This window comes from Cypionkella sp. TWP1-2-1b2, from assembly GCF_049896245.1.
GTDB lineage: Bacteria > Pseudomonadota > Alphaproteobacteria > Rhodobacterales > Rhodobacteraceae > Cypionkella.
This window is the reverse complement of record NZ_JAFCTX010000050.1, coordinates 1-25382: the sequence shown is the minus strand read 5'-3', so window position 1 is coordinate 25382 and position 25382 is coordinate 1. Positions and strand designations below refer to the sequence as shown.

Sequence of the window (25382 nt, the reverse complement as noted above, 5' to 3'; positions counted from 1 at the left end):
ACGTACCAAGCCCTCTGGACCGCCGTCGGTGCAGTCTGCGATCTATTCCATAGCCAGGAATGCAGAAACTACTTCAAAGCCGCAGGATATGGTCCCGATTGAAGGTGACTTGCTCTAGTAGTCATTCTTCGTTTCCTTTTAAGGTAAAAGTAGTTGTGGTGCATGGCGCAGCACGACAGCACGCAGCAAGGCGCGACTGGCGGGCAGCTTCAACGGCTCGCAAGTGAGTTGGACGGAAGTCAGTCTTCTGGGTGCGAGACCGGCTCCAGACCGAGCAGCACCGTCGGAATAAGCTCTGACACGGTCGGGTGGATGGGGACCGCCCAGCGCAGCGTGTCGATCGACTGATCGGCATTCATCATGTCGAGGATGCCGTGGATCGCCTCGTCGCCACCAGTCCCGAGGATCGCCGCACCCAGGATACGGCGCGTGTCAGCGTCGGCCACAATCTTCATGAAGCCCTGACTCTCACCCTTTTCGACCGCGCGCCCAACACGGGTCATGGCACGCTTGGAGTGAAGCAGCCGCCGACCGCTCTTCGCTGCCTCGGCTTCGGTCATTCCGACCCTGCCGAGGGGTGGATCGATGTAGAGGGCATAGCCGGTCAACCGCTGGCTGACGCGACGGTCCTCGCCATCCAGCAGATTGGCGACGACGATCTCGAAGTCGTTGTAGGCGGTATGAGTGAAGGCCCCGCGCCCGTTGCAGTCGCCGAGCGCATAGACATTTGGAAGGTTGGTCTGCAAGCGGTTGTCAACGGTGATGTAGCCGCGCGCATCGGTCACGATTCCAGCCGCTTCAAGGCCGAGGTCATCGGTGTTAGGACGACGGCCAACTGCCATCAGGACATGGCTGCCGATCACTGGCGCATTGTTTTTCTCGCAATCAACCGCAACGGCGATGTCGTCGCCATTGCGCGACAAGCCAATGCAATCCGCCCCGGTGCGAATGGTAATGCCCTCGCGTTCGAGGATGGCGCAAACTTCGTCAGAGATGTCCGGATCCTCTCGCGCAATCAGGCGATCCCCGCGTTCGATGATCGTGACTGCGGCGCCGAAACGCCGGTACATCTGCGCGAATTCTAGACCGATATAGCTCCCGCCGATGACGATCAGGTGGCGCGGGAGAGTGTCGAGCGCCACAATGTCAGTGTTGGTCAGCACCGGCACGTCACGCGCCCCGGGCATATCCGGCACGAGGGCTCGTCCGCCGACGTTGATGAAGATGCGGGGCGCCGTCAGCTCTTGGCCATCCACCATCACGCTATGTGCGCTCGCGAAGCGCGCATGGCCGCGGATCAGCGCGACATTGGCCATGGCCGCAAGCCAGGCCTCGTTTCCGGCCCGCGCATCCTCGACCACCTTTTTCGCGCGTGCCTCGACGGCGGGCATGTCGATTTCGACCTGTCCCTGTATGGAAAAGCCATAGTCTCCGCCACGGCGCGCGGTGTGTGCGGCATAGGCGCTCGCGACCAGTGTCTTGGTCGGCATGCAGCCGGTGTTGACGCAGGTGCCACCTACGAGGTGGCGCTCGATGATCGCCACCTTCATGCCGGCATCGTTCAGCCTGCCAGCAAGCGACGCGCCTGCCTGACCTGCACCGATAATGATAGCATCGAATTCACGTACGCTCATGGAAACTACTCCGCTGTGTTTGCGTGCGAGGGGCGTGGGCTGGTGGGACCGCCGAAGCGATCCATCCGGGTCACGCGACGCTGACGTCAACAGTGACGTTGTTGCGGATCGCGTTCGAGTAAGGGCACACTTGGTGAGCCGCCGCCACAAGCTGCTCTGCGGTCGTCCGGTCGATGCCCGGCAGGTCGGCGATGAGTGCGATGGCGAGGCCGAAGCCGCCTGCGCCGTTAGGACCGATGCCGACATTGGCGGTGATCGACGTATCGCTCGGGAGGTCCAGCTTCTTACTGCGGGCGACAAGGTGAAGCGCGCTCAGGAAACAGGCGGAGTAACCTGCGGCGAAAAGCTGTTCGGGGTTGGTGCCGTCTCCGCCCGCTCCACCGATCTCCTTTGGCGTTGCGAGTTTTAGATCAAGCCTCTTGTCGTCGGTGAAGGCTCTCCCGTCACGGCCGCCGATGGCGGTGGCGCTTGTGCGATATTTGACGTCGATGGTCATGTCCGTTCCTCTTGAAAAATCACTGAAATGCTCAGCGGGCAGTGTAACGTGGTGAGCGGTCGATGGCTTCGCTGGACGCCTATATCGCGCCGAATGGCCTGTACTGGCAGCCCGGGTATTGGGGTGTGCGCTGCCACGGAGGGTTGGCGGCAGCGCAGGTAGGGCGATGGCGGGGATCAATTTGATCGGGGGAAGCCACCGCCCAACGGTATGGCTGGAGCCGCGTCTCAGCTCGCAGTGCGAAGCTTGCCCTGCCGGGAATCACTGATTGTGAGCCAGATGGCAGAAACTGCGAAATAGAAGGCACCGAATGCGGCATAGGGAGCAATATTGGCGATGCTGACTGGCTCTGGTCCGTAAGCGATCACGACCATGGCGACCCCGGCCAACGCCGACTGAGCGCCGCTGAGGATCATAGCCCATTGAGCCCCATAAGTCTTCAAGCGGCCAACGGCGGTGGCGAGCTGCAAGATACCGGAGAAGCCGGCCCAGATGCCGAAGACGACCAGCACGCTGTTCATGCTACTGCCAAGCGCCGCGGCAACAGCGATGGTAGTGACAATGCTGACGATGATGTTGAACAACTGCGATCTGTTGCGATCAAGGCCGCCGCTGCGCTGGGCATCAATAAAGTTGGCAAAGGCGTCCCATGCCGGATAAGCAAGATCAGCTTGCGGATGAGTTCAAGCGCGATGCGGTCGTGTAAGTTATTGATCACGGTTATTGTCATGCGCCGCTGCCGCCCGGCAGCGCTGTAGATCAGGACGAACCCCTTGCGCCCGAACAGAAACACGCAAAGGCCAAAGCCCGCGCAGTTCTCATCAAACACCACATACTTGCGTGTGCCAATTTCGGCAGTTTTTACAATCCGTTCCGTCAGATGCGTTCCCATGTGGGCTACACTTGTTGCCCCGACTGAGCAAAGAGAATCCGAAAAGAGCAACTTGCTCTACGAAAGCTTCCGGCAGAGAGGCGGAAACCGGCAGAAACATACCGGTCATTCATCCGACCTTTTGACCACAGGTTTTGCGGCATTCGCGCGGTGTTTGCGGTTTCGGACCTGAACACCTCTGATTTCGTCCGACACGAGGCCGCATTCGACCGCAAAAGACCCGGATGAACCGCACGTTTGTTGCCGCCGGTTTCCGCCTCTTTGCCGGTGCCTAGCCCGTGCTTGTCTTCCCTGATCGATTTTAGCGCACCGATCGGGCGGCGCCGGGCATGGAGAAAACAGATAAAAAAGATTGGCTTAAGTGCTGTCAATGAGGCCGCACCGGACGTGGATACCAGCTGGCTGAACCGGGTCGACCTTGCCCGGGAATTGACCCTCACGGTCGATACGCTGCAGCTCTGGGAGACCAGCCGCATGGGCCCGCCCTGCGTCCGGGTGGGGCGCAAAGGTGGTCTACCGCATGGAGGCCGTCAGGGACTGGCTGCGCGAGAAGGGGCCCCGCAAGGCGGGTGTCAGCCGCGCTGTCGCCGGTCGGCGTTGAGGGGGCGGCCATGGCACAGATCATCCCCGACGGCGCCTTGCCGATCACCGCGCTGATCGCCGAGGCCCAGCGCGAGCTCGACCTTCGCCGCTAGCACTATGTGTCGGCCAGAGGGTTACGACTGGGCCGAACGCAACATAGACCCCCTCGAAAATTAGGAACAGTACCATGCACACCCTCGACCAGCTGATCGCAAAAAAGGCCAATGGGGACAACATCGCCAAGATGGCTGTCTAGCTCCGGGACTGGTTAGTCCTGACCCTAGAGCGTGTCTCGTTTAATCGGTTCTGTATCCTACCGCTTTGAAGAAGTTGTAGCATTCTTCGTCGGTGAACAGATCGCAGACGTTACCGACCGCCTGCCAAAGCTGATCGTAGGTTCTGGCGGCAGCTTTTCGGAATGAGGAGGATCAGAAAACGATCCAATTTATCGTTTTCCCGACGAATGCCTTGAGCTTGGAGAAGGCCATTTCGATAGGATTGAGGTCGGGGCTGTAGGGCGGGAGGAATAGGAGCCACGCGCCGATCTCACGCGGGGCTCGGGCGGCACCGGGACTTTTGTGGCTGGACAGGTTGTCGAGAATGATCACATCGCCCTTGCGCAGCGTCGGCACCAATTGGGTGGTGACATAAAGATCGAACATCTCGCCGTTCATCGCCCCGTCGATGACCCAAGCGGCGTCGATGACCCAAGCGGCGTCGATGACCCAAGGGCGTCGATCCGGTCATGGCGCAGGGCACCGACAAAGGTCTGGGTGCGCCAATGTCCGAACGGCGCGTGATCAACCCGGTCTCGCGCTTGAGCCGCACCATGTCGTTGACGAACTTGATCGAAACACACAAGCGCTGCGCAGCCAGGGTGTGCGTGTTGCCGCGCGCAACAAGCGCTACAGCACGTTCACGCAACTCAACAGGATGCGGTTTACCCAACTCTGACCCCCATATCTGCCTCATCGGCAGCGAATCACAGAAAGAATGCCTTGGAAATCCCGAATCCGGTCTGGAGCGATTTGCTCTAGCGTGGCCGCGACGAAACCTCCATGAAGACCAACATGGTCAAGACCACCGGCTGGGCCCCGCGCGGACAGCGCCTGGTTGATCACGCGCCGTTCGGACATTGGCGCACCCAGACCTTTGTCGGTGCCCTGCGCCATGACCGGATCGACGCCCTTGGGTCATCGACGGGGCGATGAACGGCGAGATGTTCGATCTTTATGTCACCACCCAATTGGTGCCGACGCTGCGCAAGGGCGATGTGATCATTCTCGACAACCTGTCCAGCCACAAAAGTCCCGGTGCCGCCCGAGCCCCGCGTGAGATCGGCGCGTGGCTCCTATTCCTCCCGCCCTACAGCCCCGACCTCAATCCTATCGAAATGGCCTTCTCCAAGCTCAAGGCATTCGTCGGGAAAACGATAAACTGGATCGTTTTCTGATCCTCCTCATTCCGAAAAGCTGCCGCCAGAACCTACGATCAGCTTTGGCAGGCGGTCGGTAACGTCTGCGATCTGTTCACCGACGAAGAATGCTACAACTTCTTCAAAGCGGCAGGATACAGAACCGATTAAACGAGACACGCTCTAGGGTCAGGACTCATAGCCAGAAGATGACGGTTGCGGCGAGAGCGCATGCGGACAGGAACAGAGCATCATTTCCAAACTGCGCGACAGCCCATATAAAACCGGACGGGGAAAGGCGTGGATCAAATCAAAATGCTCGGCGCGGCAAGAATTTGTGATTGGCGGCTTCACGCCCTCATCGACCTCTCGACAAGCGATTGGGTCGCTGGTTTTGGGGTACATGAGGGCAAGATTCTGCAATACGTCGGGCGGGTCGGCACTGGCTTGAGCGGCAAGGTCGCGGAAGATTTGTTCGCGCGGGTGGAACGCCTGCGCGAACCCGCAAGCCCGTTCCAGCAGCAAGGTTAGGCCCGAACAAGCCAGGAAAGTCCGATATGTCCGCCCCGATCTGGTCGCAGAGGTAGAGTTTCGCGGTTGGACCGCGGATGGCCGTCTGCGCCACGCGTCGTTTCGCGGCTTGCCAGAGGATAAGCCAGCCCAACAATCGTCCTGAAAGCCGCACCAACGAGGCTGCCCTCCATGCCAAACGCATCGTAAAGCTGACGCATCCGGATCGAGTTTACTGGCTCGAGCAAGGCATCACCAAAGAGGGTCTGGCAGATTACTATAGCGACGTCTGGCGCAAGATCGCCCCATTCATCGTCGGTCGTCCTTTGGCTTTGCTGCGCTGCCCGGAAGGCATCGCTGGGGAAAGTTTTTTCCAAAAGCACGCGTGGAAGGGCCTGAACGCAAATGTGGTTCTGGTGGAGGACCCAAAACATCCCTCAGAACCCTTGGTCAGCATCAACGATATGGATGGCCTCATCGCTTTGGCGCAATCGGCGGCGTTGGAGATCCACCCTTGGAACTTAACGGTAGCGGATTGGGAGCGGCCCGACAACATCGTCATGGAACTTGACCCCGGCGATCATGTGCCTTGGCATCAGGTGATTTCGGCCGCCATGGAAGTGCGCCAGCGGCTTCAGGGTGCGGGCCTTGCAGCTATTGTGAAAACTTCTGGCGGTAAGGGGTTGCATGTGGTCAGCCCGCTGAAGCCTCATGCCACTTGGCTCGACATCATGCCTTCACCAAAGCAATAGCAGATTCGATGGCTGCAAACGCCCCTGATCTGTTCGTTGCGACCATCAGCAAAGCCAAACGCAAGGGCAAGATTTTGGCCGATTATCTGCGCAATCAGCGCGGCGCCACGGCGGTTGCCCCCTATTCGACCCGCGCCCGCCCCGGTGCTGCGGTGTCCACCCTGGTGGGATGGGACGAGCTTGGCCCCGAGATTGGGCCAGCTTACTTCACGGTCGAAACTCTGCCAAAACGCCTTGCCGCACTGACCGCTGACCCGTGGGAGGGCTTCCGCGACGCTGCCGTGCCACCAAAGTCTGATAAAACCCGCGCGCGCTGACCACTTGTCGCGCGCCTTTTCTGCGGCGATACTGCGCTTGAGGGCATCCATCATACTGACAACATTGTTAGATTTAGTAGCAGCAGGCTTAGTTTTGGCGGGCTTTTTGCGCCCCTTCTGCTTGGCCGAGATGGTCTTCAATAGGCGATCCCGCACCGTGTCTTGCAACATCTCGGGTGACCAGGGCCGCGTTATGTCGGCAATCAACGTGCCGAACAGTTTCATCGCGTCGGGGTCAGCTTTTTGATCAATTTTGGCAAAATATTCAGTCAGATCGCGCACCCCATCGCCATAGCGCAAAGTCCACAGCACAATTCCACGCCCGCGTGGTTCCAACATCACCGCGCGTCCCGCCGATACAGCACCACCCGCGAAATCCAAACCGTGCCTGTCGCAGCCATGGCCTCGCGGATCACCGAGAACGCTTCTTCGCCAACCCGGTCACACGGCGTCAGATAATGCGGCGTATCATACCAAATCCGGCCAATGCTGTCGGCAGGCACAAACATCGAGATGTCGATGGTCCGCGCACTTTCCAACGCCACGCTTTCCAACTCGTCGTCTTCCAGAAGCACATAGTCATCTTCGCACTCTCATAGCCCTTGACCTCGTCCTACTCGGCAACCGGCTTGCCGCTGACAGCATCGACATATCGGCTTTCCACCCGATTGCCAGTCTTGGAGTTCAGAGTGTGGAATCGCACCCGTTAATTATCGCTGGTCGCAAGCTGCATCGAGACCGGACAGGTGACGAGGTAAAGTTTGAGATATCCCTTCCAAAAAGCGCGCGGTGCCATGTGGTCATCCAACTTTTGAGGAATTATTGGCTGTCATCGATCTTCAATGAAGAAGGTTTCGTTTAGATTTTCAGTCCGGTGAATAAGAGTCGCGTGGCAGACCGCCCGCCTCACACAGGGCTATGACCTGCACTTTCCAGACTGAATCCTTCGGGGATTTGCAGGGTCTGGTCAAACGGCAACCCCGCATCCTGCAACAAATCGCGTGTCATCGCCTCCACGTTCGGACCTGCCGCCAAAAGCAACTGCCAGATTTCCCGAGCGGCGGGCGCAATCCGGGGCTCGATCACGGCACGGGCCGTGTGAAGCCAGATCGCCAGCCCGTCGCTGCTGTCATACTCCCGCTGCTTGCGCAGGACAGCGATCTTGGCCTGCGCAGTCGTGCAAAAACGCGCAACAGTCGCGGGTGGCCAGTCGATCAACTTTTGCAGGTCTTGCCCGGCCGCGAGGTAGTATGCGGCCCAGAATCTCGCGGCAGCAGCATGACTGTCAACGATGTGCGGTTTGGCCTGCGCAAGCTTGTCTGCAAGGCCCTGCGCCTCGCCAATCAAAGCCAACTTGGCTTTTTCTATTTTCCACGTGTTAAACATTGTGTTCTCCGCTGGGGTGCATAGCTTACGACGCAGCCGATTTGCAAACAGTGCTCTCAGGACGATCTTGCGGTGTTAGCGCCGTGGCCTGCAATTCACACCGACGCAACACAGATGGCCCGTCGGGCAGTCCCCCTATTCTCACCATCTTGCACCAAGGGCTTTTGTGTCGGCTTGCCCATGCACCCTGTTGGCGCAAGCGGCAGTTTGCATGGGAACGGGGCGGCGGGTTTTTGGTCTGCCCTGCATCGTTACCCAAGAAAGAAGCGCACCATCTCGGCGCTTGCGTCCGGCCCCTGCGCATCGGTGTAAGAACCACTAGCCGAACCACCTGACCAAGCATGGCCCAGCCCCTCGATTTCCCAATGCTCTACCAGCGCCACGCCCACACCATCGGTTGTCACTGTGCGGCAATACCCCCGTCCGCCCGTCTGCCCGCGGTCTTCGGTCTGAAGCGTCTGGCGCGGGCCTTGCTCCACCTGACGTTGCACGATCTGCTGACCATTGATGGGATGCACCGTGGCGTCGGCAGTGCCGTGCAGGACGATTGAGCGCACACCAGTCGCACCAGCGCGCGCCAGAGCAACCGTTCCATGCCCCGCCATCGCTGCAAAGGCAGAAGCCACGTCTTTCGCTGAACCCGCCGGCAGCCCTGAATGCGCCCCGATGGCCGCGAAAACGTCCGGATAGGTCTCTCCCAAGATCACCGCCATCGCCGCCCCGGCAGAAAGCCCCGCGACAAAGATCTTGTCCTGTGGCACGCCATGCTTGGCCGCAACACTTTTCGCAATCCCCGCAAGGATCGCAGGCTCGCCCATGTCGCGCCGCTGATCGCCGCGCCGGAACCAGTTCCAGCACGATTGCGCGTTTTCGCCGCGCGATTGGTGCGGATAGACGACGATAAAGCCATGCTGTTCGGCCAGTTCATTCATCCGCGTGCCCGCCGCAAAATCACGCGGATTCTGGGTGCAGCCGTGCAGCATGACGATCAACCCCCTCGGACTATCGGGCGCTGACTTGGGCAGGTAGGTCAGATACCGACGGCTACCCGCCGCGCAACTGAACTGCTCATCAAGGAAATCAGCACCACTCGGTTGCGCAGGCTCGGCACGCAGCTTGCGCAAATTCGGGCGCAGCCGCGCCAGAATATCTTGCACCAGATTTTCCGGTCTGTGTTGAGGTGGCGCTGTGGTCGATCCGGATATAGGGTCAGCAACCAAGCCATGCTGCGTGAGTGTGCGGTGAACCAGATCATGCGCCGAGAATGGCACGGCTGACTTCCAGCCACGCGGGGAATAGGTTTTCATAATGTCTGCCTCTTTGGGTTTCAGCGGATACGGTCCGCAAGTATTTTCTTGATCTCAGTCGGTGCCTGAAGACCGCCAAGGATGGTCAACGAGCCGATGGTGGCCAATGCAAGCTCAGCGGATACGTCTGGCGCGATACGGACCAGACCGACCACCTTCACATGCAAGACTTGTCCTGCGGCGCGAATGGATTCCAGATCGGTGCGTGTGTAATCCCGCAGCCCCAGCTCCAGTGTGTGTCGTTCAATCGTACGGCTGACAGCCTCGCCATGCGCGTCCAGTTGTTTGCGGATGGCAGTGCGGATGAAGTCGCTGCGGTTGCTGTAAAAGCCTTCCTGCACCAGCAGATCAATCCGACCGAGATCTACATAACCAAGATTGATCGTGATCTTCTCGCTGTCCGGAGCCATATCGCGTAGCGTTCTGACGTTTTCCATGCATCTACCCATCCCTGTGGATGGTATGTGGAGTTGATCTGTCAGATTTCAAGAGGTGTATCATAGTCACGTTGACAGTAAGGCGAAAGGTAACCGCCCCATTGATACCGCAGCTTACGCGGCTTGACTGTCCATTTCGGATGCCAGCGGCGCCCAATTCCACGGCAGTAATTCATCCTGTTGATCTTGTGGTCGTGGATGCGTTCGAGGACGTCAGCGAGACAGGCCAGTGGAGTGAGGCCGTTCAGCTTTGCCGTTTCAACCACCGTCATCGCCCGTGCCAGAGTTTCCGCGCCAGAGTCTCCGCGCCAGTATCGGCCCCGGCAAAGCGCCAATTTTTTCTTGCAATTCCAACCCAGCCGCCGGGCGCTTTCGGCGGGATTGTTGTCGATGGCCACACGCCCGTCGGCCAGCGACAGGCTGAAGGCTTGCTGCCAAGCGAGGCCATAGCGGAAAGCTTTGGCCAGATCGCTTTTGCCCGGAATGCGCAACAATTGCTGTTCGGACAAGCCAAAGAAGCCCGTCACATTGGGCAGGCTGAGCTTTTGACCTGCCGCATGGCGGACATCAGCGGGCTGGCCGTTGATATCGCGCTCGATATCATAGAACTTGCCGAATGGCACGGCCACACCAGCCGACCCGCGTGCTTTCGGGGATGTCGGCCCCCATGCGGGCGAAGATCTCGTGCTGGCGATACAAAGGAAAGTGATCGTCGAACTTCGAGACCAGAACATGCGCCAGCAGGTTCGTCCTCGCCATACTACCCGCTATTTCCTTGCGCATGTCAGTCGCGCCACAGGCCAGATAGCCTCGAACACCAGGCCGGGACCGATCATGCGGCGTCCACCGCACGGATCAGCAACGACAGCGCAGTCGGATCAATCGTGCTTTCAAAATGCAAACTACGCCCGCCACGCAGACGCAATTCAACCGCAACCGGTTGCGACGTTTCAGCGACCGGAGGCTGCATCGCCGGAACTTCGGCCATCTCTGACATGTCCAACGGAAAGAAAAGCGCACCGGCGTCGGGCGAGCACACGCATTTCTTCTTCAGGTCATGCCGCCATGCGTAAATTTACTGTCGCTTAATCTCATGACGCTGTGCAACCGCGCGTTGCGCTCGCCCCGCCAACCCCAACAGACATGACAATCCCGAGCTTGTCGTCGTCATGCCAAAAGTGCCGCCGCGCCGCGCCAAGAATTTCACCACGCATCGAAGACCCCGCAAAAGAGACGTCAGTCATGACGTCTTTAGCGACGTGTCTTAGATCATCGCCAAGGTCAGGCAGCCGGTGCCAATGGCGTGGTTGCGAATAGGGCTGACAAGGTCACCGTAGCTTGGCGATATGCGTTTTTGCGGATGCCCAAGAAGTTCGAAGAGATCGTGCTGAACCTTGGTGTTTTACGCCGACGGTTCCATCAATGCGGCCGCATCAGACCTGCGCCGGGCAGACATGACAGACCTCGATCAACAGCGCCGCTCGCTTGGCGGCGATGCAACCCTGCCGACCGGTGGCAGTGGCGGGACCGACAGCTACCTCAAAGCCCGGACCGTACTGACGGTCTAATAGGCACAGGAACGCCAACTTCCAGAAGAAGAAACGCACGCTGGTCGACCGGGCACGGCCGAGGCGCAGGTACTCCGCCTGGCGCGGCAGGAACGCGACGTCTGGGTGACCTGGCCCGCCCGCGTGGCGGCGCTGATGGCAGTACATGTGGCGGCAGAGGTGGAAAACCAATCGGGCAAATCGGTCGTGATAGAGACCGCGACTATGCAAAAGGCGCTGGATGCCCATATCCGCGCACAGCTTGAAGCACTGGCCGACCTCCAGGTTTCCCTTGGATCAAGGTAGTAATCTGACTGCTAACCGTGATCATGACTTAGTGTACCGACGATTTCCTTCGGATTTCGTGCCGAACGATGCTGTCTGATGCGGCCCCAATAATGTCAGGATGCGGCTGCAATTCGCCCGGAAAGTCAGGCGGTCGCCCCTGCGAAAATCTCAAACCCGGTATCGATGTTGGTCTTGGTCACGGGCCGCTCGGGTGCGCGCAGGATCGATTCGATCGCCTTCTGACCGATCAAGAACCGGTTAGACCGCACGGTGGACAGGGGCTGAGGCAATTCCCGCCCGATGTCCAAGCCGTTAAAGCCAAAGATAGCCATTTGATCGGGCAACCGGATGCCGGCACCCATGCAATGAAACACGCCGCCGACCGCCATGTCGTCGTTGGAATATACCGCCACATCCACCGGGGCCATCCGGCAGAGTTGCTCTGTCTGATGCCGCCCGGTTGACACCGAGCTTGGCCCGTCGGCAATGGCATGCGCCGCAATCGAAATCCCGGCCTCGGCTAGTGCTTCGGACAGTCCGTCATAGCGCAGCCGTGCGCGCCGGTCGGATTGCCAGTCGTGGCCGACATAGCCAAACCGGCGGTAGCCTTTCGCAATCAGATGTTTACCGGCCGCATAGCCCGCACGGCGGTGCGACATGCCAACAGCAACGTCAATCGGCGCCGAGTCGATATCCATCATCTCGACCACTCGCACGCCGCTTTGGTCCAGCATGCGTCGCGTCGCCATAGTGTGATCAAAACCGGTGATCAGGATCGCAGCCGGTTGCCAGGCCAGAATGCCACGCACCAGAGTTTCTTCGCGGTCGATGTCATAATCGCTGATGCTGATCACCGCTTGAAAATTGCTGGCCTTCAGCCCGGCATTGATGCCCTGCAACACCTCGGGGAACACGATGTTCGATAAGGACGGCACCACCACCCCCACCAGTTTGGAATCCATCGAGGCCAAAGAGCCGGCAATCCGGTTCGGCACATAGCCAAGCATGCGCACGCTTTCCATCACTTTGCTGCGCGTGGCCTCGGCCACCAGACCTTCGTTGCGCATAATGCGGGATACGGTGGATTCGCTTACCCCGGCATGAGCCGCAACCTCGTGGACGGTGATTTTGCTTTTCTTGTCTTGCAGCCGTTGCCTGATCTTCGTCACCGCAATCCCCTTGTGTCGCGTCATCTGATGGGCGGCTGCACCGGCCCGTGATGCCATGGCTTTGGCGCAGTTGTATATGGGTTTTGCAGAACCGGGGCAACGCAAGCCGCACTGCCCCGCTTGATCAGTTCAGACTTTCACATAGTTCCGCCACGGATGCGCTTCCTTGAAGCCCAGCACTTCGCGGATCTTGCGGTTGGAAAGCGGGCCTTCATGGGTGCCCATCGGCCGGGTGACCGGCGTGTTAGGCGCGTATTTCGCCAAGAATTCCGCCGTCGGCATATTGGCCGTAATGGTGTCATTCACCGCGTTGAACACCTGATAGCCAAGCCCGTCCTTTTGCAGGCACAGATGCACGATTTCTCCGAGATCGCGGGCGTCAATATAGCTCCAGGCGTTGCGTTTGCGGCTGAGCGGGTCGGCCAGATAGCCGGGAAAGTTGGCGTATTCATGCGGCTCGATTACGTTGCCGATGCGCAGAGCGTAAACATCCGCCTTGTAGCGCATGGAAAAGGCGCGGCCGGTCCTTTCATTGACCACTTTCGACAGGCCGTAGCTGTCCATCGGATCGCTGTCGTAATCCTCCTCCAGCGGGAAAGAATGGTAGTCCTTGTCACCTTCGGCAAAGCAGACGCCATAGGTGGTTTCGGAACTGGCGAAGATCACCTTGCGCACCCCCAGCTTCATCGCGGCTTCCAGCACGTTGTAAGTGCCGACGGTGTTCTGCGCGAAAGTGGTGTTGTCAGGGTTGATCATCACCCGCGGCACAGCGGCGAAATGCACGATGGCATCCGGAGCCTTCGGCGGCGCGCCCTCGTCATAGCCGTCAAAGCCGAAATGGGTAGTAAAGGCGTTGAAAACCTGACCCGAGTCTGTGATGTCGGTGATCAGCGTGTTAACGCCCGGATGATCGAACGGCTTCAGATCGACGTTCAGAATCTTGTAGCCCTTCGCCAGCAGATGCGGCACGGCATGGCGGCCGGCCTTGCCGGTGCCGCCGGTGAAAATGATGCGTTTGGTCATAGTTCTCTCCGTTTTCGTGAATTCTTCCAAAGTGTTGCTTAGCCCGTCGCGGCCAGCATCACCCGTTCCTGTGTGGCCTCCGCACGCGTCAGAATGCCAGTGATGCGGCCCTCTTTCAGCACCACCACCCGGTCACTGATCGCCAGCACCTCCGGCAAGTCTGACGACACCACGATAATTGACATGCCTTCCGACGCCAGTTTGTTCAAGAGCGTATGCACTTCGGCCTTTGCGCCCACGTCGATGCCGCGCGTCGGCTCATCGACGATCAAAATACGCGGACGCCGGGCGACCCATTTGGCGATCACCACCTTTTGCTGATTGCCACCCGACAGGTTCAGCACTTTTTGTTCCGGCGATGGCGTCTTGATGCCCAGCGATTTGACATATTGCACGCAGGCGCTGGTTTCGCGTTTGCGGTTCACCACGTCCATCCTGCAATAGTCCGACAAATGGGTCAGGCTGAAATTCTCGCGCACCGACATGCCCAGCACCAGCCCCAGTTCCTTGCGGTTTTCGGTGACAAAGCCGATTCCCTGTTCGATCGCCTGCGACGGCTCACGGATTGTCACGGTCGTGCCATCAATGCTGATGGTGCCAACACTGGCGCGGCTGCCAAAGATCATCTCCATGATCTCGGTGCGGCCCGACCCAACAAGACCGAAAAAGCCCAGCACCTCGCCCTTGTGCAGATCAAAGCTGACGTCCGACACCCGCGCGCCCTGCACCGTTGGCCGCTTCAACCCCAGCCCCTTGACCGACAGCAGCACCTGATCGCTGGCATGCGACGCGTGGATGCCAAACAACTGCGACATCTCGCGATCCACCATCTTGCGGATCAGGATTTCGCGGGTCATCTCGGCAATCGGGCGGCTATCAACGGTCATGCCATCGCGCAGCACCGTCACCCTGTCACCGATTTCGAAAATCTCATCCAGACGGTGCGAGATATAGACCACACCGATATTCTGCGCCGTCAGCTTTTTCACCATCCGCATCAGCGTCGTCGCCTCGTGATGGCTCAGCGAGGCGGTGGGCTCATCCATTATGATCAGCTTTGAGCGATAGGAAATCGCCCGCGCGATCTCGACCATCTGCTTTTGCCCGATGCTCAGACCACCAACCATGCGGGCCGGATCAAGGTTCATCTCCAGTTCCGCCAGAACCGCCGCCGCGTCGGCATTCATGCGGCGCACGTCGATCAAACCAAGGCTGTTCAGCGGCTCGCGCGCAAGGTAGATATTCTCGGCAACGGTCAGGTTATTCACCACCGCAAGTTCTTGATAAATAATGCTAATCCCCAAAGACCGCGCATGGACAGGATCTTTGATCGTCACGTCTTGGCCATCCAGCTTGATCACCCCACCCGGATCGGCCTTGTAGACCCCGGTCATGATCTTCATCAGCGTGCTTTTGCCTGCACCGTTTTCGCCCGCAAGCACATGCACCTCGCCGCGCGCCAGTTGCAGATCGACCCGGTTCAGCGCCTTGACGCCCGGAAAGGTCTTGGTGATCCCGTGCATTTCCAGAAAAAAGCTCATCGGTGCCTCGGCTGACAAAAGAAAAAGGGGGCAAAGCGGGGAATAGCGCCTTGCCCCAGAGACACAGCTTACTTGGTGTAGCTGCCCAGGTTGTCTGCGTTCACAACGGTGACGCCGGTGTCGATGTCGCCGCCAGCAGCCTCGCCCTTGATCTGCGAAACCAGCTGTTCGACGGCAAGTTTGCCCATGGTGACAGGACGCTGAACCATGATGCCGTTGATATAGCCGTCTTTCACGCCCTGAATGGTGTCGGGCAGATCGTCGAAAGCAAACACGGCAACAGCGCCTTTACGGTCAGCAAATTCCTGCTGCGCCAGAACCTTGGCCACAGCCGGGCCGCCAACTTGGCTCATACCGAAGATGCCTGCCAGATCGGGATTGCCGCGCAGGATGGCTTCGGTCACCGAAACCGCCTTGGCCAGATCATCTTCGGTCCCTTCAGTGGCGACAATCTGGATGTCCGGGAAAGCTGCCAGCGCCTCTTTCACGCCGTCAATCCGCTCGTTCAGGTTGGAAGCACCCAACTGACCGGTGATGATCGCCACTTTGCCCTTGCCGCCCAGCTTTTCAGCCATGGACTTGCCCATGGTGACGCCAGCCTGCTTGTTGATCGTGCCAATATACAGGCTGCGGGCCGAGCCGGCGCTGTCAGAATCGAAGGTCACCACCTTGATCCCAGCATCAATCGCCTGCTTGATTACGCCTTCAACCGACTTCGGCTCGTTGACCGAGATCGCAATGCCGCTAACGTGGCGAGCAATCAGATCTTCCATGATTTTGACCTGCGTCGCACCTTGGGTGTTCTGCGGCACCACCCACTGATAACCGACGCCTGCCGCATCCGCCGCAGCCTGCGCGCCGGTGTTGCAATCGTCAAAGAACGGCACTGCCACTTTGGGGACCACAGCAATTGTAATGTCTTGTGCCATGGCCGCCGTACCAGCCAGCATCGCCATGGTGACCATCGCCGCGCGGGCAGTCTTGATAAAGGTATTCATTGGTCTCTCCTCCACTTCCGCTCGTCCTCCGAGACGGATTTTGTTGAACCTTCGTCCGTCCGATGAAAACCGCCGCTCCTTCAGCTGTTTCCGCCGGAAAGTTTGTTGCGCAGGACATCCAGACTGACTGCGATCAGAATGACGCCGCCAGTGATGGCCTGCTGGGCATAGGTATTGATGTTCAAAAGCACGATGCCGTTGGCGATCACGCCGACCAGCGCCGCACCGATCACCGCACCGGTGACGCTGCCGACACCGCCGGCTAGACTGGCGCCGCCAATCGCCGCCGCCGCGATCACGTCCAGTTCAGACCCAAAGCCCGAGGCCGGTTCCGCCGACAGATAGCGCGAAAATCCGATGATCCCGGCCAGCGAGGCAATAGTGGATGACAGCATGTAGACGGCGAGTTTGACGCGGTTGGTCTTCACCCCGCTCAGCCGCGCCGCATGTTCGTTGCCGCCCGTTGCATAGACATGCCGGCCAAAGCGGGTGCGCCGCATGATCAGCGCGAACACCACCATCAACACCAGCATGATCACCACGGGCACCGGGACCGGGCCAAGATAGCCCTGCCCCAGCGCGGAAAAGCTGTCTGGCGTTTCCGGGGTCACCGGCACGCCATGCGTCACCATATACATAAGGCCGCGACCAATGCTCAGTGTGCCAAGTGTGGCAATGAACGGTGGCAAGCCGATGGCGGTGATCAAAAGCCCATTCACCAGCCCAAAACCGACCCCAACCGCGATGCCCGCGCTGATGCTGGCCGCCTGCGAAAAGCCTGCGTCAAAGGCCAAGGCTGTGACCAGTGACGCCAGCCCCATTGCCGATCCAACTGACAAATCAATGCCGCCGGTGATGATCACCATCACCATGCCGATGCTCATGATGGCGGTCAGCGAGAAGGCGCGAAACACCCCCATCAGGTTATTGGTGGTCAGGAAATACGGTGTGTAAAGGCTGATCAACGCGCCGACGACAATCATCGCCACCAGCACATTCACCTCACGCACCTGCCGCAACTGCGCAAGATGGCCCCAGATCGACACCGAGTTGGATGGTGACACCTTGTTGTCCGACGACGCCATGCAGTTTCCCTCTCATAATCCCAATGTGCCCGCCGGATCTTGATCGACACGGACAGTCACCCCGCCCGGACGAAGCGCCGCGCAGCAAAACCCTGATACTGCCAACAGCCAAATGACAGCGCTGCCATTTGTGGGATTGAACGCAGGTCATGTCAATCACCATTTTTGGTTGCAAGGCACGCAAAATAGCCTGGATACAGCACAACAATGTAGAAATGCTGCGGATTCCCACAACGCTGCATCGTTTTCCATTGAATCCATCCACCAGAAAACGCAGTATTGGTAGCGCTGTCATTGACGATCCAGCGTCAAATTCGGAGAATTTCACCATGTCGCCGCAAAATCCGCGCAATCCACGCCAAATCGCGATGATTCACACGGTTTCAGGCCTGATTCCGCTGTTTGACGGCTTGGCAAAGCAGCATTTGCCTCAATGGCAGGGCTTCAATATGCTGGACGAAAGTCTGTTGCGCAGCACGATTCGCGACGGCGCTTTGTCGCAAACCACTATGTGGCGGTTGACGCATTTGGTGCGTTCGGCGATAGATGCCGGGGCCGATGCTGTCGTCGTCACCTGTTCGTCGCTTGGACCTGCTGTAAATGCCGCCAAACCGTTCTGCCCGGTGCCGCTGTTCCGCATTGATGAGGGCATGGCTGAGGCCGCCGTCACCCTCGGACCCCGAATCGGCGTTCTCGCAACGCTGCGCACCACGCTGGACCCAACCAGTGACCTAATTCGCCGCAGCGCTGCAAAAGCCGGGAGCACTTGCACCGTTATCGCCGAAATGACCGAGGGCGCCTTCCAGAAGCTCTGCTCGGGCGACACCGCCGGGCATGATGCGATGGTGGCGCAAAGCCTGCGCGATCTTGCCCCGCGAGCCGATGTCATCGTGCTGGCGCAGGCCTCGATGGCCCGTGCTTTGGCCTTGGTGCAGGACGCGCTGCACCCACTTCCGGTGCTGACCAGCCCCAAAATCGGCATGCAATACATTGCCAGTCAACTTTCGGCCTGATCGCTGAATATAGGGAGAAAACTATGCAATACCGCATACTTGGCCGATCTGGCCTGAAAGTTTCCGTGCTGACGATGGGCACATTCACCTTCGGCGGCAGTGGCCCCTTCGCCATGGTAGGCCAACAAGGCGTGCCCGAAGCACGCCGCTTGGTGGACATTTGCATCGACGCCGGCGTGAACCTGTTCGACACCGCAAACATGTATTCAACCGGCCTTGCCGAAGAGATTCTCGGTGAGGTTCTGGAGGGGCGCCGCGACGATGTGCTGATCACTTCCAAAGCGCGGATGCGAACCGGCACCGGCCCGAATGATGAAGGCTTGTCGCGCCATCACCTGATTCGCGAGTGCGAACGCAGCCTGAAACGGCTGCGCACCGACCATATCGACATATACTATACGCATGAATGGGATGGCGTCACTCCGGTCGAGGAAAAGCTGGCGGCGCTCGATACTTTGGTGCAGCAGGGCAAGGTGCGCTACATCGGTTGCTCGAATTACTCGGGCTGGCACATCATGAAATCGCTGGCTGTATCCGACCGCGACCGTCGCCCGCGCTTTGTCACCCAGCAGATCCACTACACGTTAGAGGCCCGGGAGGCGGAATATGAACTGCTGCCGATTTCGGTTGATCAGGGTCTTGGAGTTCTGGTGTGGAGCCCGTTGGCCGCCGGATTGCTGTCAGGCAAGCACCGCCGGGGCGTCGCCACACCCGAGGGTACACGTCAGTTCGCCGGCTGGACAGAACCGCCGATCCGCGACATCGAAAAGCTGTGGAACATCGTGGATGTGCTTGTAAGCATTGGCGATTCGCGCAGTGTGTCGGCAGCGCAGATCGCGTTGGCTTGGCTGCTGACTCGCCCATCTGTGAGTTCACTGGTGTTCGGCGGCCGAACCGAAGCGCAGTTCCGCGATAATTTCGCTGCTGTTTCGCTGGAGCTGACTGCGGAGGAAATCGCGCAGCTGAATGAAGTCAGCCGTATTCCGCTGATCTACCCCTACTGGCATCAACGCAATTTTGCGACCGAGCGTTTCAGCCCTGCCGATCTGGCGCTCCATGAGGATTTTGCTTTAAAATGAACCAGTTGCGCCCGGAAAAGACCGGGCGCATCAGGCCTCGTCGAACGCAGACAACCAACCAAGACCGTCGGCAGTGCCTGCAGCCGGGCGGTATTCGCAGCCGACAAAACCGGTGTAGCCCAGTTCATCCAGCGCCGACAGAATGCGGAAATCGTCCAATTCGCCCGTGCCCGGTTCATGCCGCTGCGGAACGGCGGCAATCTGCACGTGACCTATGATCGGCATCAGGGTTTTCAACCCGTTCAGTACATCGCCGTGGATAATCTGGCGGTGGTAAATGTCAAACTGCAGTTTCAGATTGGCATAGCCGAGATCAGCAATCAGATCAGCTGCATAATTGAAATCATTCAGAAAATATCCTGGCATGTCGCGGGGGTTGATAGGTTCGATCAGCACATCTAGGCCCGCCTGGCCGGCGCGATCACAGAAATAGGCGAGCGATTCACGATAGCTCGCGCAAGCGTCGGCATCTTCGCGGTGGGCAATACCGCTCATCATATGAAGCCGCCCCACCCCAGTGGCTGCTGCATAGCGCAGCGCCGTAGTGACGGATTGGCGAAATTCTGTCTGCCTGCCCGGCAGCGCTGCCAACCCGCGCTCTCCGGACTGCCAAGCCCCCGGCGGCAGGTTGAACAAGGCTTGTGTCAAGTGGTTATCCTGCAAAGATCGGGCAATTTGCGACATATCGGAGTCGTATGGGAACAGGTACTCCACGGCTCTAAAACCAGTTGCGGCAGCCGCTGCAAAGCGGTCCATGAAGGCGTGTTCCTGAAACATCATAGTCAGATTTGCGGCAAAACGCGGCATGATCAGCCCTCCATTCCCGGCAGATCAAGTCCTGCCAGACCCGCAATCATCCGCGCGACCGAGGCGTCATCGTCGCGACCCATTCCGGCGGCGGCCGTCATCACGAACATCTGCAGCGCCATGGAGGCGATCGGCGTCGGAAACTTCATCCCACGACCAATGTCGGATACGATGCCCAGATCCTTGGTGAAAATATCAACCGCGCTGCGGGGCGAATAGTCGCCTTCCAGAATATGAGGAACACGGTTTTCGAACATCCAGGAATTGCCGGCCGAGGCGGTGATCACCTCGTAAACCTTTGCAATATCTAGATTCATTGCTTTGGCAAAAGTAATCGCTTCACAAGCCGCAGCGATATGCACCCCTGCCAGCAATTGGTTCACGATCTTGAACGCAGCCCCAGTGCCCGCGTCTTCGCCCAGCTCGTAGACCTTGGCCGCGATGCTTTCCAACACAGGGCGAACTCGCGCGAAAACAGCGGCAGCACCCGAGGCCATAATGGTCAACTCGCCCGCTGCCGCCCGTATGGCACCGCCGCTGATCGGGGCGTCGAGGTAGGCCACCCCACTTGCTGCGGCACGCGTGGCAAACTCACGCGCCGCATTGGGTGACATGGTGGCACAAGACAAGATCACCCCACCCGGTGCCATAGCAGCGACTGCCCCTGCCGGTCCAAACAGCACCGATTCGGTCTGCGCTGCATTTACCACCACGCATAAAACGACATTTGCACCCAAAGCCGCCTCGCCAGGGCTTTGGGCGGGTTTGCCGCCCAGATTGACCAGTTGTGCCACAGCTTCGGGATTCAGATCGTGGCCGGTCACAGAATACTCATCCCGCAACAACGAAGACGCCATTCCAAAACCCATAGACCCCAATCCGATGACACAGATCTTCAAATCGGCCTTGTTGTGCATGATTATCCTCGATTTCTTTAGCTTTTCAGCAGATTGCCAGAGTTCTTGGCAGCGGGGTTGCCTTACATTCGCGCGAATGATAGCGTTGCCATAAATATCGTTAGCGCAGGACAGAAACCAAAAGCAAGGCATTAGTTTGCGGCAGATCATCTGATCTGGTCCCCTTAGCCAAACTGACCGCGCGCAAACTCTTCTGAACACTGCTTTTCGGGGGCCTCCCCGTCGAAAGGACCGGCCATGCTGATTGGGGCAATTGCAGATGACATTACTGGCGCAACTGATCTGTGCCTGACGCTGGCGCGCGAAGGTCTGCGCACGGTGCAGATCATGGGCTTGCCGGGACCGCTCGGCCTACCCGACGCCGATGCCATCGTGATTGCGCTCAAGTCCCGTTCCGTTCCGGCAGCAGAGGCGGTGGAAATGTCAGTTGCTGCCGCCAATTTGCTGCGGGCTGGCGGGGCAGAACAACTGCTGTTCAAATACTGTTCCACCTTCGATTCCACCAATGCCGGAAATATCGGCCCGGTGACCGAAGCGCTGCTGGCACTGACCGGCAGCGATCTGACCATCGCTTGCCCTTCGTTTCCGGCAGCGGGACGCACCACTTATCGTGGCCATCTGTTCGTCGGTGATGCGCTGTTGTCAGACAGCCCTTTGAAGGATCACCCGCTGAACCCGATGCATGACGCCAATCTGGTCCGCGTGCTTGCGCGGCAGACCGCGCTGCCGGTCGGCCTGGTGACGATCGACACCATCACGAACGGCGAGGCCGCAGTGCGGCAGGCTTTTGCTGTGCAGCATGCGGCAGGCAAACGCATTTTGATCGTCGATACGTTGCAAGATGCCGACCTGCGCACCATTGGGGCTGCCTGTTCGGATATGATGCTGGTCACCGGTGGATCGGGCATCGCGTTGGGGCTGGCTGCGAATTTTGTGCGGGCGGGCAGGGTTGCGTCGCATCCGGAGCGGGCGCGGATGGCAGCGCCGACGGGGCGAGCGGTGGTGCTGGCGGGATCTTGCTCGGTGGCAACGCGCGGGCAGATTGCGGCGGCACAGGCGGCGGACCTGCCGACGCAGGCTTTGGATTTGGATGCGCTGCTTTCCGGCCAACAAAGCGCCGCCAGTCTGGCCGATTGGGCGATAATTCAGCCGCAAGACAGCGTTTCTGTGATCTATTCCAGCGCCGATCCTGCGGGGTTGCAAACAATTCACGCGCGGTTGGGTCAGCACGCTTCGGGAGCGCTTGTGGAGGCAACACTTGCCGAGGTGGCGCGCCTACTGCAAGCTGCCGGGTTCAGCCGCTATCTGATTGCAGGCGGCGAAACCGCGGGCGCGGTGGTGGCGGCGCTTGGCGTCACCACGCTGGAGATTGGGCCAGAAATCGCACCCGGCGTGCCGTGGACACGCAGTATTTCCGGCCCGGATCTGGTATTGGCTCTGAAATCCGGCAATTTCGGATCTGATGATTTCTTCCTGAAAGCCTGGACCTTGTTGGAAACGGAAGCTGCCGATGTCTGAAGAAAATCGCTTCCGAGATGAAATTTGCCGGGTGGGCGCGTCGCTGTTTGATCGCGGACTGACGGCGGGATCCAGTGGCAATATCTCGGTGCGGCTGGAGGATGGTGGTTGGCTGATGACGCCAACCAATGCGTCATTGGGCGCGCTTGATCCGGCGCGACTGTCGCGGCTGGACGAAACCGGGCGGCTGCTTTCGGGCGATGCGCCTACGAAAGAGGCGTTTTTGCATCTCTCGATGTATGGGGAACGCAAGGACGCAGCGGCGGTGGTGCATCTGCACTCCAGCCATGCAACCGCTGTCAGCATTTTGCGCGATGTGGACCCGAACGACGTGCTGCCCGCGATGACCGCCTATTTCGTCATGCGCATCGGGCGGCTGCCGCTGGTGCCATACTTCGCCCCCGGCGATCCCGATCTGGCGCATGCGGTACGCGCTTTGGCCAGCGCTCACCATGCCGTTTTGCTGGCAAATCACGGCCCGGTGGTCGCTGGAACCAGCCTTGCCAATGCGCAATATGCCACCGAAGAACTGGAAGAAACTGCCAAGCTGTTTCTGATGCTGCAAAATCAGGCGCTGCGCCTGTTGACGCCCGAACAAGTCGCCGATCTGCGCCGCCGCTTTAACCTATCCTGACACACCCGGAGAATGATCATGACGCAAACGTATGAAAAGGTTGGCTTTGTTGGTCTTGGCCTAATGGGGCAAGGCATGGCTAAGAACATCGTTGAAAAGGGCTATCCGCTGGCCGTGGTGGCGCATCGCAAGCGCACGGCGGTCGATGATCTGGTCGCCCGAGGTGCCGTGGAGGCTGCGTCTCTGGAAGACCTTGCGCGCGGTTGTGACGTGATCTTTCTGTGCCTGACCGGATCACCCGAGGTTGCGACTGCGGTGGCGGCGCTGAAACCCGGTCTGGCCAAGGGTACCGTGGTCGTGGATTGTTCAACCTCGGATCCGACCGTAAGTCTGCGTCTGGCGGTGGAACTAGCCGAGATCGGGGTTGATTTTGTCGATGCGCCGCTGTCGCGCACACCGAAAGAGGCTTGGGCTGGAACGCTTGATTGCATGGTCGGGGCCAGCGACGCCAGCTTTGCCAGGGTGCAGCCGATCATCACCACTTGGGCAGCGAAAATTGTGCATATCGGCGCGGTTGGCGATGGCCACAAGATGAAACTTCTGAACAACTTCCTGTCGCTGGGCTATGCCGCCCTGTATTCCGAGGCGCTGGCCCTGTCGCGCAAGGTCGGCATTCCGGTAGCCGAATTTGATAAGGTTATTCGCGGCGGGAGAATGGACTGCGGCTTTTACCAAACCTTCATGGGCTATGCACTGGAAGGCAACCGCGAGGCGCACAAGTTCACTTTGGCCAACGCCTACAAAGACATGCGGTATGTAGAATCGATGGCGAATGCAGCCACGGTAGGCACGCCCATGGCCAGTGCCGTGAAGAATTCCTTCGCTTTGGCGATGGCGACGGGTGGCAGTGGCGCAGAAGATTACGTGCCGCATCTGTCGGACTACATCGCCAAGGCCAACGGTCTGTAAAACCCAAGCGCCCACCGCGCAATCCGGCTGGGCGCTTGCCCCTGATTTCCAAGCGGTTCTGGGGGGGTAAAGCGATCCCCGCGCGGCCAGATTTCGCGTCAGCGCACCGGTTCCGAACCGCCATTCCGGCGCTTCGGTTGCTAAGCGAACTGTGTCGGTCACCGCGCCCAACTCGGGGGCGGAGATCGTCACCAAATCGCCCAGATGGTGGGTAAAGCCCTGCCCCGGCCCATCTCGGTCTTGCACTGGCGAGAACATCTTGCCGCAACACTGCATAAAGCCGTCCGGATATTGGTCATGACGCCCCCGCGTTTGCGCCACCAAATCGGCAGGGTCGCGGCTGATCTGGCGCATCGACGACGCGCCTTGCAGCGAAAGTTCCAGCCTGCGCACGGTATCAGGGTGAAATCGGCGTCGAACAGCTGGATGAACGGGCCGATGGAGGCTGCGGCATTGTTGTCTTTGGCCTTGACAAGTAGCAGCGCCGAGCGGCCTTCGACATCGCGCAGGTTAACATCATTGCCAAAGGTGGTGCCGACGATCTGGCCAATCGAGCTGACTACCAGCACCACCTCGGGTTTGGGGTTGTCCCATTTGCTGATCGAGTGAAACCCGACCGATGCCCCATACTCGATCGCCGCCATCGGTTGCTCCTTGGTAAATACCTCGGCGTCAGGGCCGATGCCGAGCTCCAGATATTGGCTCCACAGACCTTCGTTTTGCAACAGCGCCTTGACCTCGGCGGCCTTGGCCGAACCGGGGAGCAGATCGCGCAGGCTGTCACCGATCACCCCGGCGACGCGGGTGCGGATTTCGGCGGCAAGGGCCGGGTTGCCGGCTGCGCGTTCTTCGAATACCCGTTCGACCATGGACCTTGCAAAGGTAACACCGCAGGCCTTGATCGCCTGCAAATCGCAAGGTGCCAGCAGGTGGTGGTTTCTTCGGCAGACTCCACCGATGCGGCGGCAAAGGCTCCAGAGGGCTAAGGTCTTCACCGGGAAGGCTTGTTGTTGATTTTCATCCAGAAGTGAGCCGGGTTTTTCACCGAGAAGTGAGCCACCTCTGATTATGGATTTCGGTTCATGCCGGGGTCAAGCTGTGTGTTGTCTCCTTCTTTTTCTTTGCAG

At 59.2% G+C, this 25382-nt stretch carries 31 protein-coding genes and 3 pseudogenes; 14 read left to right on the top strand and 20 right to left on the bottom strand.

Annotated elements, in window-relative coordinates:
* Positions 1–239 precede the first annotated feature (239 nt).
* From ACP7AP_RS21660 to ACP7AP_RS21645, 4 genes are all read right to left on the bottom strand, one after another.
* Positions 240–1634 (bottom strand): FAD-containing oxidoreductase, encoded by a 1395-nt coding sequence (locus ACP7AP_RS21660; protein WP_426037596.1) that lies wholly within the window; start codon positions 1632–1634, stop codon positions 240–242.
* 70 nt (positions 1635–1704) lie between these two features.
* Complete coding sequence (locus ACP7AP_RS21655; protein WP_426037594.1) at positions 1705–2130, bottom strand: organic hydroperoxide resistance protein; 426 nt, start codon at positions 2128–2130, stop codon at positions 1705–1707.
* Positions 2131–2357: 227 nt separating this feature from the next.
* Complete coding sequence (locus tag ACP7AP_RS21650; RefSeq protein WP_426037592.1) at positions 2358–2651, bottom strand: DUF308 domain-containing protein; 294 nt, start codon at positions 2649–2651, stop codon at positions 2358–2360.
* Entirely contained in the window at positions 2648–3022 is a 375-nt protein-coding gene (locus ACP7AP_RS21645) for a hypothetical protein (protein ID WP_426037590.1), read from the bottom strand. Before ACP7AP_RS21645 ends, ACP7AP_RS21650 begins: the two co-directional genes overlap by 4 nt.
* A gap of 569 nt (positions 3023–3591) precedes the next feature.
* Here ACP7AP_RS21645 and ACP7AP_RS21640 point away from each other — a divergent pair.
* Together ACP7AP_RS21640 and ACP7AP_RS21635 are read left to right on the top strand one after the other, a co-directional pair.
* On the top strand, positions 3592–3717 hold the full coding sequence (locus ACP7AP_RS21640) for a hypothetical protein (RefSeq protein ID WP_426037588.1): 126 nt from the start codon (positions 3592–3594) through the stop codon (positions 3715–3717).
* A 174-nt stretch (positions 3718–3891) separates the two neighbouring features.
* Complete coding sequence (locus ACP7AP_RS21635) at positions 3892–4026, top strand: hypothetical protein (protein ID WP_426037586.1); 135 nt, start codon at positions 3892–3894, stop codon at positions 4024–4026.
* A gap of 6 nt (positions 4027–4032) precedes the next feature.
* Here the strand turns inward: ACP7AP_RS21635 and ACP7AP_RS21630 are convergent, their stop codons facing one another.
* The gene (locus tag ACP7AP_RS21630; protein ID WP_426037600.1) at positions 4033–4290 is read right to left on the bottom strand and encodes a transposase; all 258 of its coding nucleotides are present in this window, start codon (positions 4288–4290) and stop codon (positions 4033–4035) included.
* A gap of 372 nt (positions 4291–4662) precedes the next feature.
* On the opposite strand from ACP7AP_RS21630, the gene ACP7AP_RS21625 reads away from it, so the two are divergent.
* Positions 4663–4815, top strand: a complete 153-nt coding sequence (locus ACP7AP_RS21625) for a hypothetical protein (RefSeq protein ID WP_426037584.1) — start codon at positions 4663–4665, stop codon at positions 4813–4815.
* Positions 4812–5057 (top strand): transposase, encoded by a 246-nt coding sequence (locus ACP7AP_RS21620; protein ID WP_426037582.1) that lies wholly within the window; start codon positions 4812–4814, stop codon positions 5055–5057. The genes ACP7AP_RS21625 and ACP7AP_RS21620 overlap by 4 nt, the downstream gene beginning before the upstream one ends.
* A 6-nt stretch (positions 5058–5063) precedes the next feature.
* Here the strand turns inward: ACP7AP_RS21620 and ACP7AP_RS21615 are convergent, their stop codons facing one another.
* Positions 5064–5198 carry a hypothetical protein gene (locus ACP7AP_RS21615; protein WP_426037580.1) on the bottom strand — a complete coding sequence of 45 codons (135 nt, stop codon included), beginning with the start codon at positions 5196–5198 and terminating at the stop codon, positions 5064–5066.
* A gap of 120 nt (positions 5199–5318) precedes the next feature.
* Here ACP7AP_RS21615 and ACP7AP_RS21610 point away from each other — a divergent pair, with 120 nt between their 5' ends.
* From ACP7AP_RS21610 to ACP7AP_RS21595, 4 genes are read left to right on the top strand one after another with little or no spacing between them, the layout of a single operon-like run.
* Positions 5319–5549, top strand: a complete 231-nt coding sequence (locus tag ACP7AP_RS21610) for a hypothetical protein (RefSeq protein WP_426037578.1) — start codon at positions 5319–5321, stop codon at positions 5547–5549.
* Positions 5488–5694, top strand: a complete 207-nt coding sequence (locus ACP7AP_RS21605) for a hypothetical protein (protein ID WP_426037598.1) — start codon at positions 5488–5490, stop codon at positions 5692–5694. Before ACP7AP_RS21610 ends, ACP7AP_RS21605 begins: the two co-directional genes overlap by 62 nt.
* On the top strand, positions 5627–6280 hold the full coding sequence (locus tag ACP7AP_RS21600) for a hypothetical protein (protein WP_426037576.1): 654 nt from the start codon (positions 5627–5629) through the stop codon (positions 6278–6280). The genes ACP7AP_RS21605 and ACP7AP_RS21600 overlap by 68 nt, the downstream gene beginning before the upstream one ends.
* An 8-nt stretch (positions 6281–6288) precedes the next feature.
* Positions 6289–6597: a hypothetical protein gene (locus ACP7AP_RS21595; protein ID WP_426037574.1), complete on the top strand. Its 309-nt coding sequence runs from the start codon at positions 6289–6291 to the stop codon at positions 6595–6597.
* A 338-nt stretch (positions 6598–6935) separates the two neighbouring features.
* Here the strand turns inward: ACP7AP_RS21595 and ACP7AP_RS21590 are convergent, their stop codons facing one another.
* The 6 genes and pseudogenes from ACP7AP_RS21590 to ACP7AP_RS21565 form a co-directional block, all read right to left on the bottom strand.
* Entirely contained in the window at positions 6936–7172 is a 237-nt protein-coding gene (locus ACP7AP_RS21590) for a Ku protein (protein ID WP_426037572.1), read from the bottom strand.
* Positions 7173–7503: 331 nt separating this feature from the next.
* Positions 7504–7983 carry a hypothetical protein gene (locus ACP7AP_RS21585; protein WP_426037570.1) on the bottom strand — a complete coding sequence of 160 codons (480 nt, stop codon included), beginning with the start codon at positions 7981–7983 and terminating at the stop codon, positions 7504–7506.
* A gap of 251 nt (positions 7984–8234) precedes the next feature.
* A complete protein-coding gene (locus tag ACP7AP_RS21580) occupies positions 8235–9290 on the bottom strand; it encodes an extracellular catalytic domain type 1 short-chain-length polyhydroxyalkanoate depolymerase (protein WP_426037568.1) in 1056 nt (351 codons plus the stop codon).
* A 20-nt stretch (positions 9291–9310) separates the two neighbouring features.
* Positions 9311–9727, bottom strand: a complete 417-nt coding sequence (locus ACP7AP_RS21575) for a CopG family transcriptional regulator (protein ID WP_426037566.1) — start codon at positions 9725–9727, stop codon at positions 9311–9313.
* 114 nt (positions 9728–9841) lie between these two features.
* Positions 9842–10504, bottom strand: a pseudogene (locus ACP7AP_RS21570) (IS66 family transposase); the annotation flags it as partial.
* A gap of 55 nt (positions 10505–10559) precedes the next feature.
* Positions 10560–10766: a hypothetical protein gene (locus tag ACP7AP_RS21565; protein WP_426037564.1), complete on the bottom strand. Its 207-nt coding sequence runs from the start codon at positions 10764–10766 to the stop codon at positions 10560–10562.
* Positions 10767–11121: 355 nt separating this feature from the next.
* Here ACP7AP_RS21565 and ACP7AP_RS21560 point away from each other — a divergent pair.
* A pseudogene (locus tag ACP7AP_RS21560) lies at positions 11122–11580 on the top strand (hypothetical protein); the annotation flags it as partial.
* Between the two features lie 125 nt (positions 11581–11705).
* Here the strand turns inward: ACP7AP_RS21560 and ACP7AP_RS21555 are convergent.
* The 5 genes from ACP7AP_RS21555 to ACP7AP_RS21535 form a co-directional block, all read right to left on the bottom strand.
* Positions 11706–12731, bottom strand: coding sequence for a LacI family DNA-binding transcriptional regulator (locus tag ACP7AP_RS21555; RefSeq protein ID WP_426037562.1), 1026 nt, complete (start codon positions 12729–12731; stop codon positions 11706–11708).
* Positions 12732–12860: 129 nt separating this feature from the next.
* Positions 12861–13754, bottom strand: a complete 894-nt coding sequence (locus ACP7AP_RS21550; protein ID WP_426037560.1) for an NAD-dependent epimerase/dehydratase family protein — start codon at positions 13752–13754, stop codon at positions 12861–12863.
* Between the two features lie 38 nt (positions 13755–13792).
* Positions 13793–15295, bottom strand: a complete 1503-nt coding sequence (locus tag ACP7AP_RS21545; protein ID WP_426037558.1) for a sugar ABC transporter ATP-binding protein — start codon at positions 15293–15295, stop codon at positions 13793–13795.
* Positions 15296–15363: 68 nt separating this feature from the next.
* On the bottom strand, positions 15364–16293 hold the full coding sequence (locus ACP7AP_RS21540) for a sugar-binding protein (protein ID WP_426037556.1): 930 nt from the start codon (positions 16291–16293) through the stop codon (positions 15364–15366).
* 80 nt (positions 16294–16373) lie between these two features.
* On the bottom strand, positions 16374–17378 hold the full coding sequence (locus ACP7AP_RS21535) for an ABC transporter permease (protein ID WP_426037554.1): 1005 nt from the start codon (positions 17376–17378) through the stop codon (positions 16374–16376).
* 329 nt (positions 17379–17707) lie between these two features.
* On the opposite strand from ACP7AP_RS21535, the gene ACP7AP_RS21530 reads away from it, so the two are divergent.
* Both ACP7AP_RS21530 and ACP7AP_RS21525 read left to right on the top strand, forming a co-directional pair.
* Positions 17708–18391 (top strand): aspartate/glutamate racemase family protein, encoded by a 684-nt coding sequence (locus ACP7AP_RS21530; protein ID WP_426037552.1) that lies wholly within the window; start codon positions 17708–17710, stop codon positions 18389–18391.
* A 23-nt stretch (positions 18392–18414) separates the two neighbouring features.
* Complete coding sequence (locus tag ACP7AP_RS21525) at positions 18415–19470, top strand: aldo/keto reductase (protein ID WP_426037550.1); 1056 nt, start codon at positions 18415–18417, stop codon at positions 19468–19470.
* A gap of 30 nt (positions 19471–19500) precedes the next feature.
* Here the strand turns inward: ACP7AP_RS21525 and otnI are convergent, their stop codons facing one another.
* Together otnI and ltnD are read right to left on the bottom strand one after the other, a co-directional pair.
* Positions 19501–20277, bottom strand: coding sequence for a 2-oxo-tetronate isomerase (gene otnI, locus ACP7AP_RS21520; RefSeq protein ID WP_426037548.1), 777 nt, complete (start codon positions 20275–20277; stop codon positions 19501–19503).
* Between the two features lie 2 nt (positions 20278–20279).
* On the bottom strand, positions 20280–21194 hold the full coding sequence (ltnD, locus tag ACP7AP_RS21515) for an L-threonate dehydrogenase (RefSeq protein ID WP_426037546.1): 915 nt from the start codon (positions 21192–21194) through the stop codon (positions 20280–20282).
* 237 nt (positions 21195–21431) lie between these two features.
* Between ltnD and otnK the strand changes: the two genes are divergently transcribed.
* Genes otnK through ACP7AP_RS21500 form a run of 3 tightly spaced genes read left to right on the top strand, consistent with a single transcriptional unit; the run spans position 21432 to position 24255 of the window.
* Positions 21432–22712 (top strand): 3-oxo-tetronate kinase, encoded by a 1281-nt coding sequence (gene otnK / locus ACP7AP_RS21510; protein ID WP_426037544.1) that lies wholly within the window; start codon positions 21432–21434, stop codon positions 22710–22712.
* Positions 22705–23346: a 3-oxo-tetronate 4-phosphate decarboxylase gene (otnC, locus tag ACP7AP_RS21505; RefSeq protein WP_426037542.1), complete on the top strand. Its 642-nt coding sequence runs from the start codon at positions 22705–22707 to the stop codon at positions 23344–23346. Before otnK ends, otnC begins: the two co-directional genes overlap by 8 nt.
* A gap of 18 nt (positions 23347–23364) precedes the next feature.
* A complete protein-coding gene (locus ACP7AP_RS21500; RefSeq protein ID WP_426037540.1) occupies positions 23365–24255 on the top strand; it encodes an NAD(P)-dependent oxidoreductase in 891 nt (296 codons plus the stop codon).
* Between the two features lie 69 nt (positions 24256–24324).
* Here ACP7AP_RS21500 and ACP7AP_RS21495 read toward each other — a convergent pair.
* Positions 24325–25184 (bottom strand): annotated as a pseudogene (locus ACP7AP_RS21495) (fumarylacetoacetate hydrolase family protein); the annotation flags it as partial.
* Positions 25185–25382 lie beyond the last annotated feature (198 nt).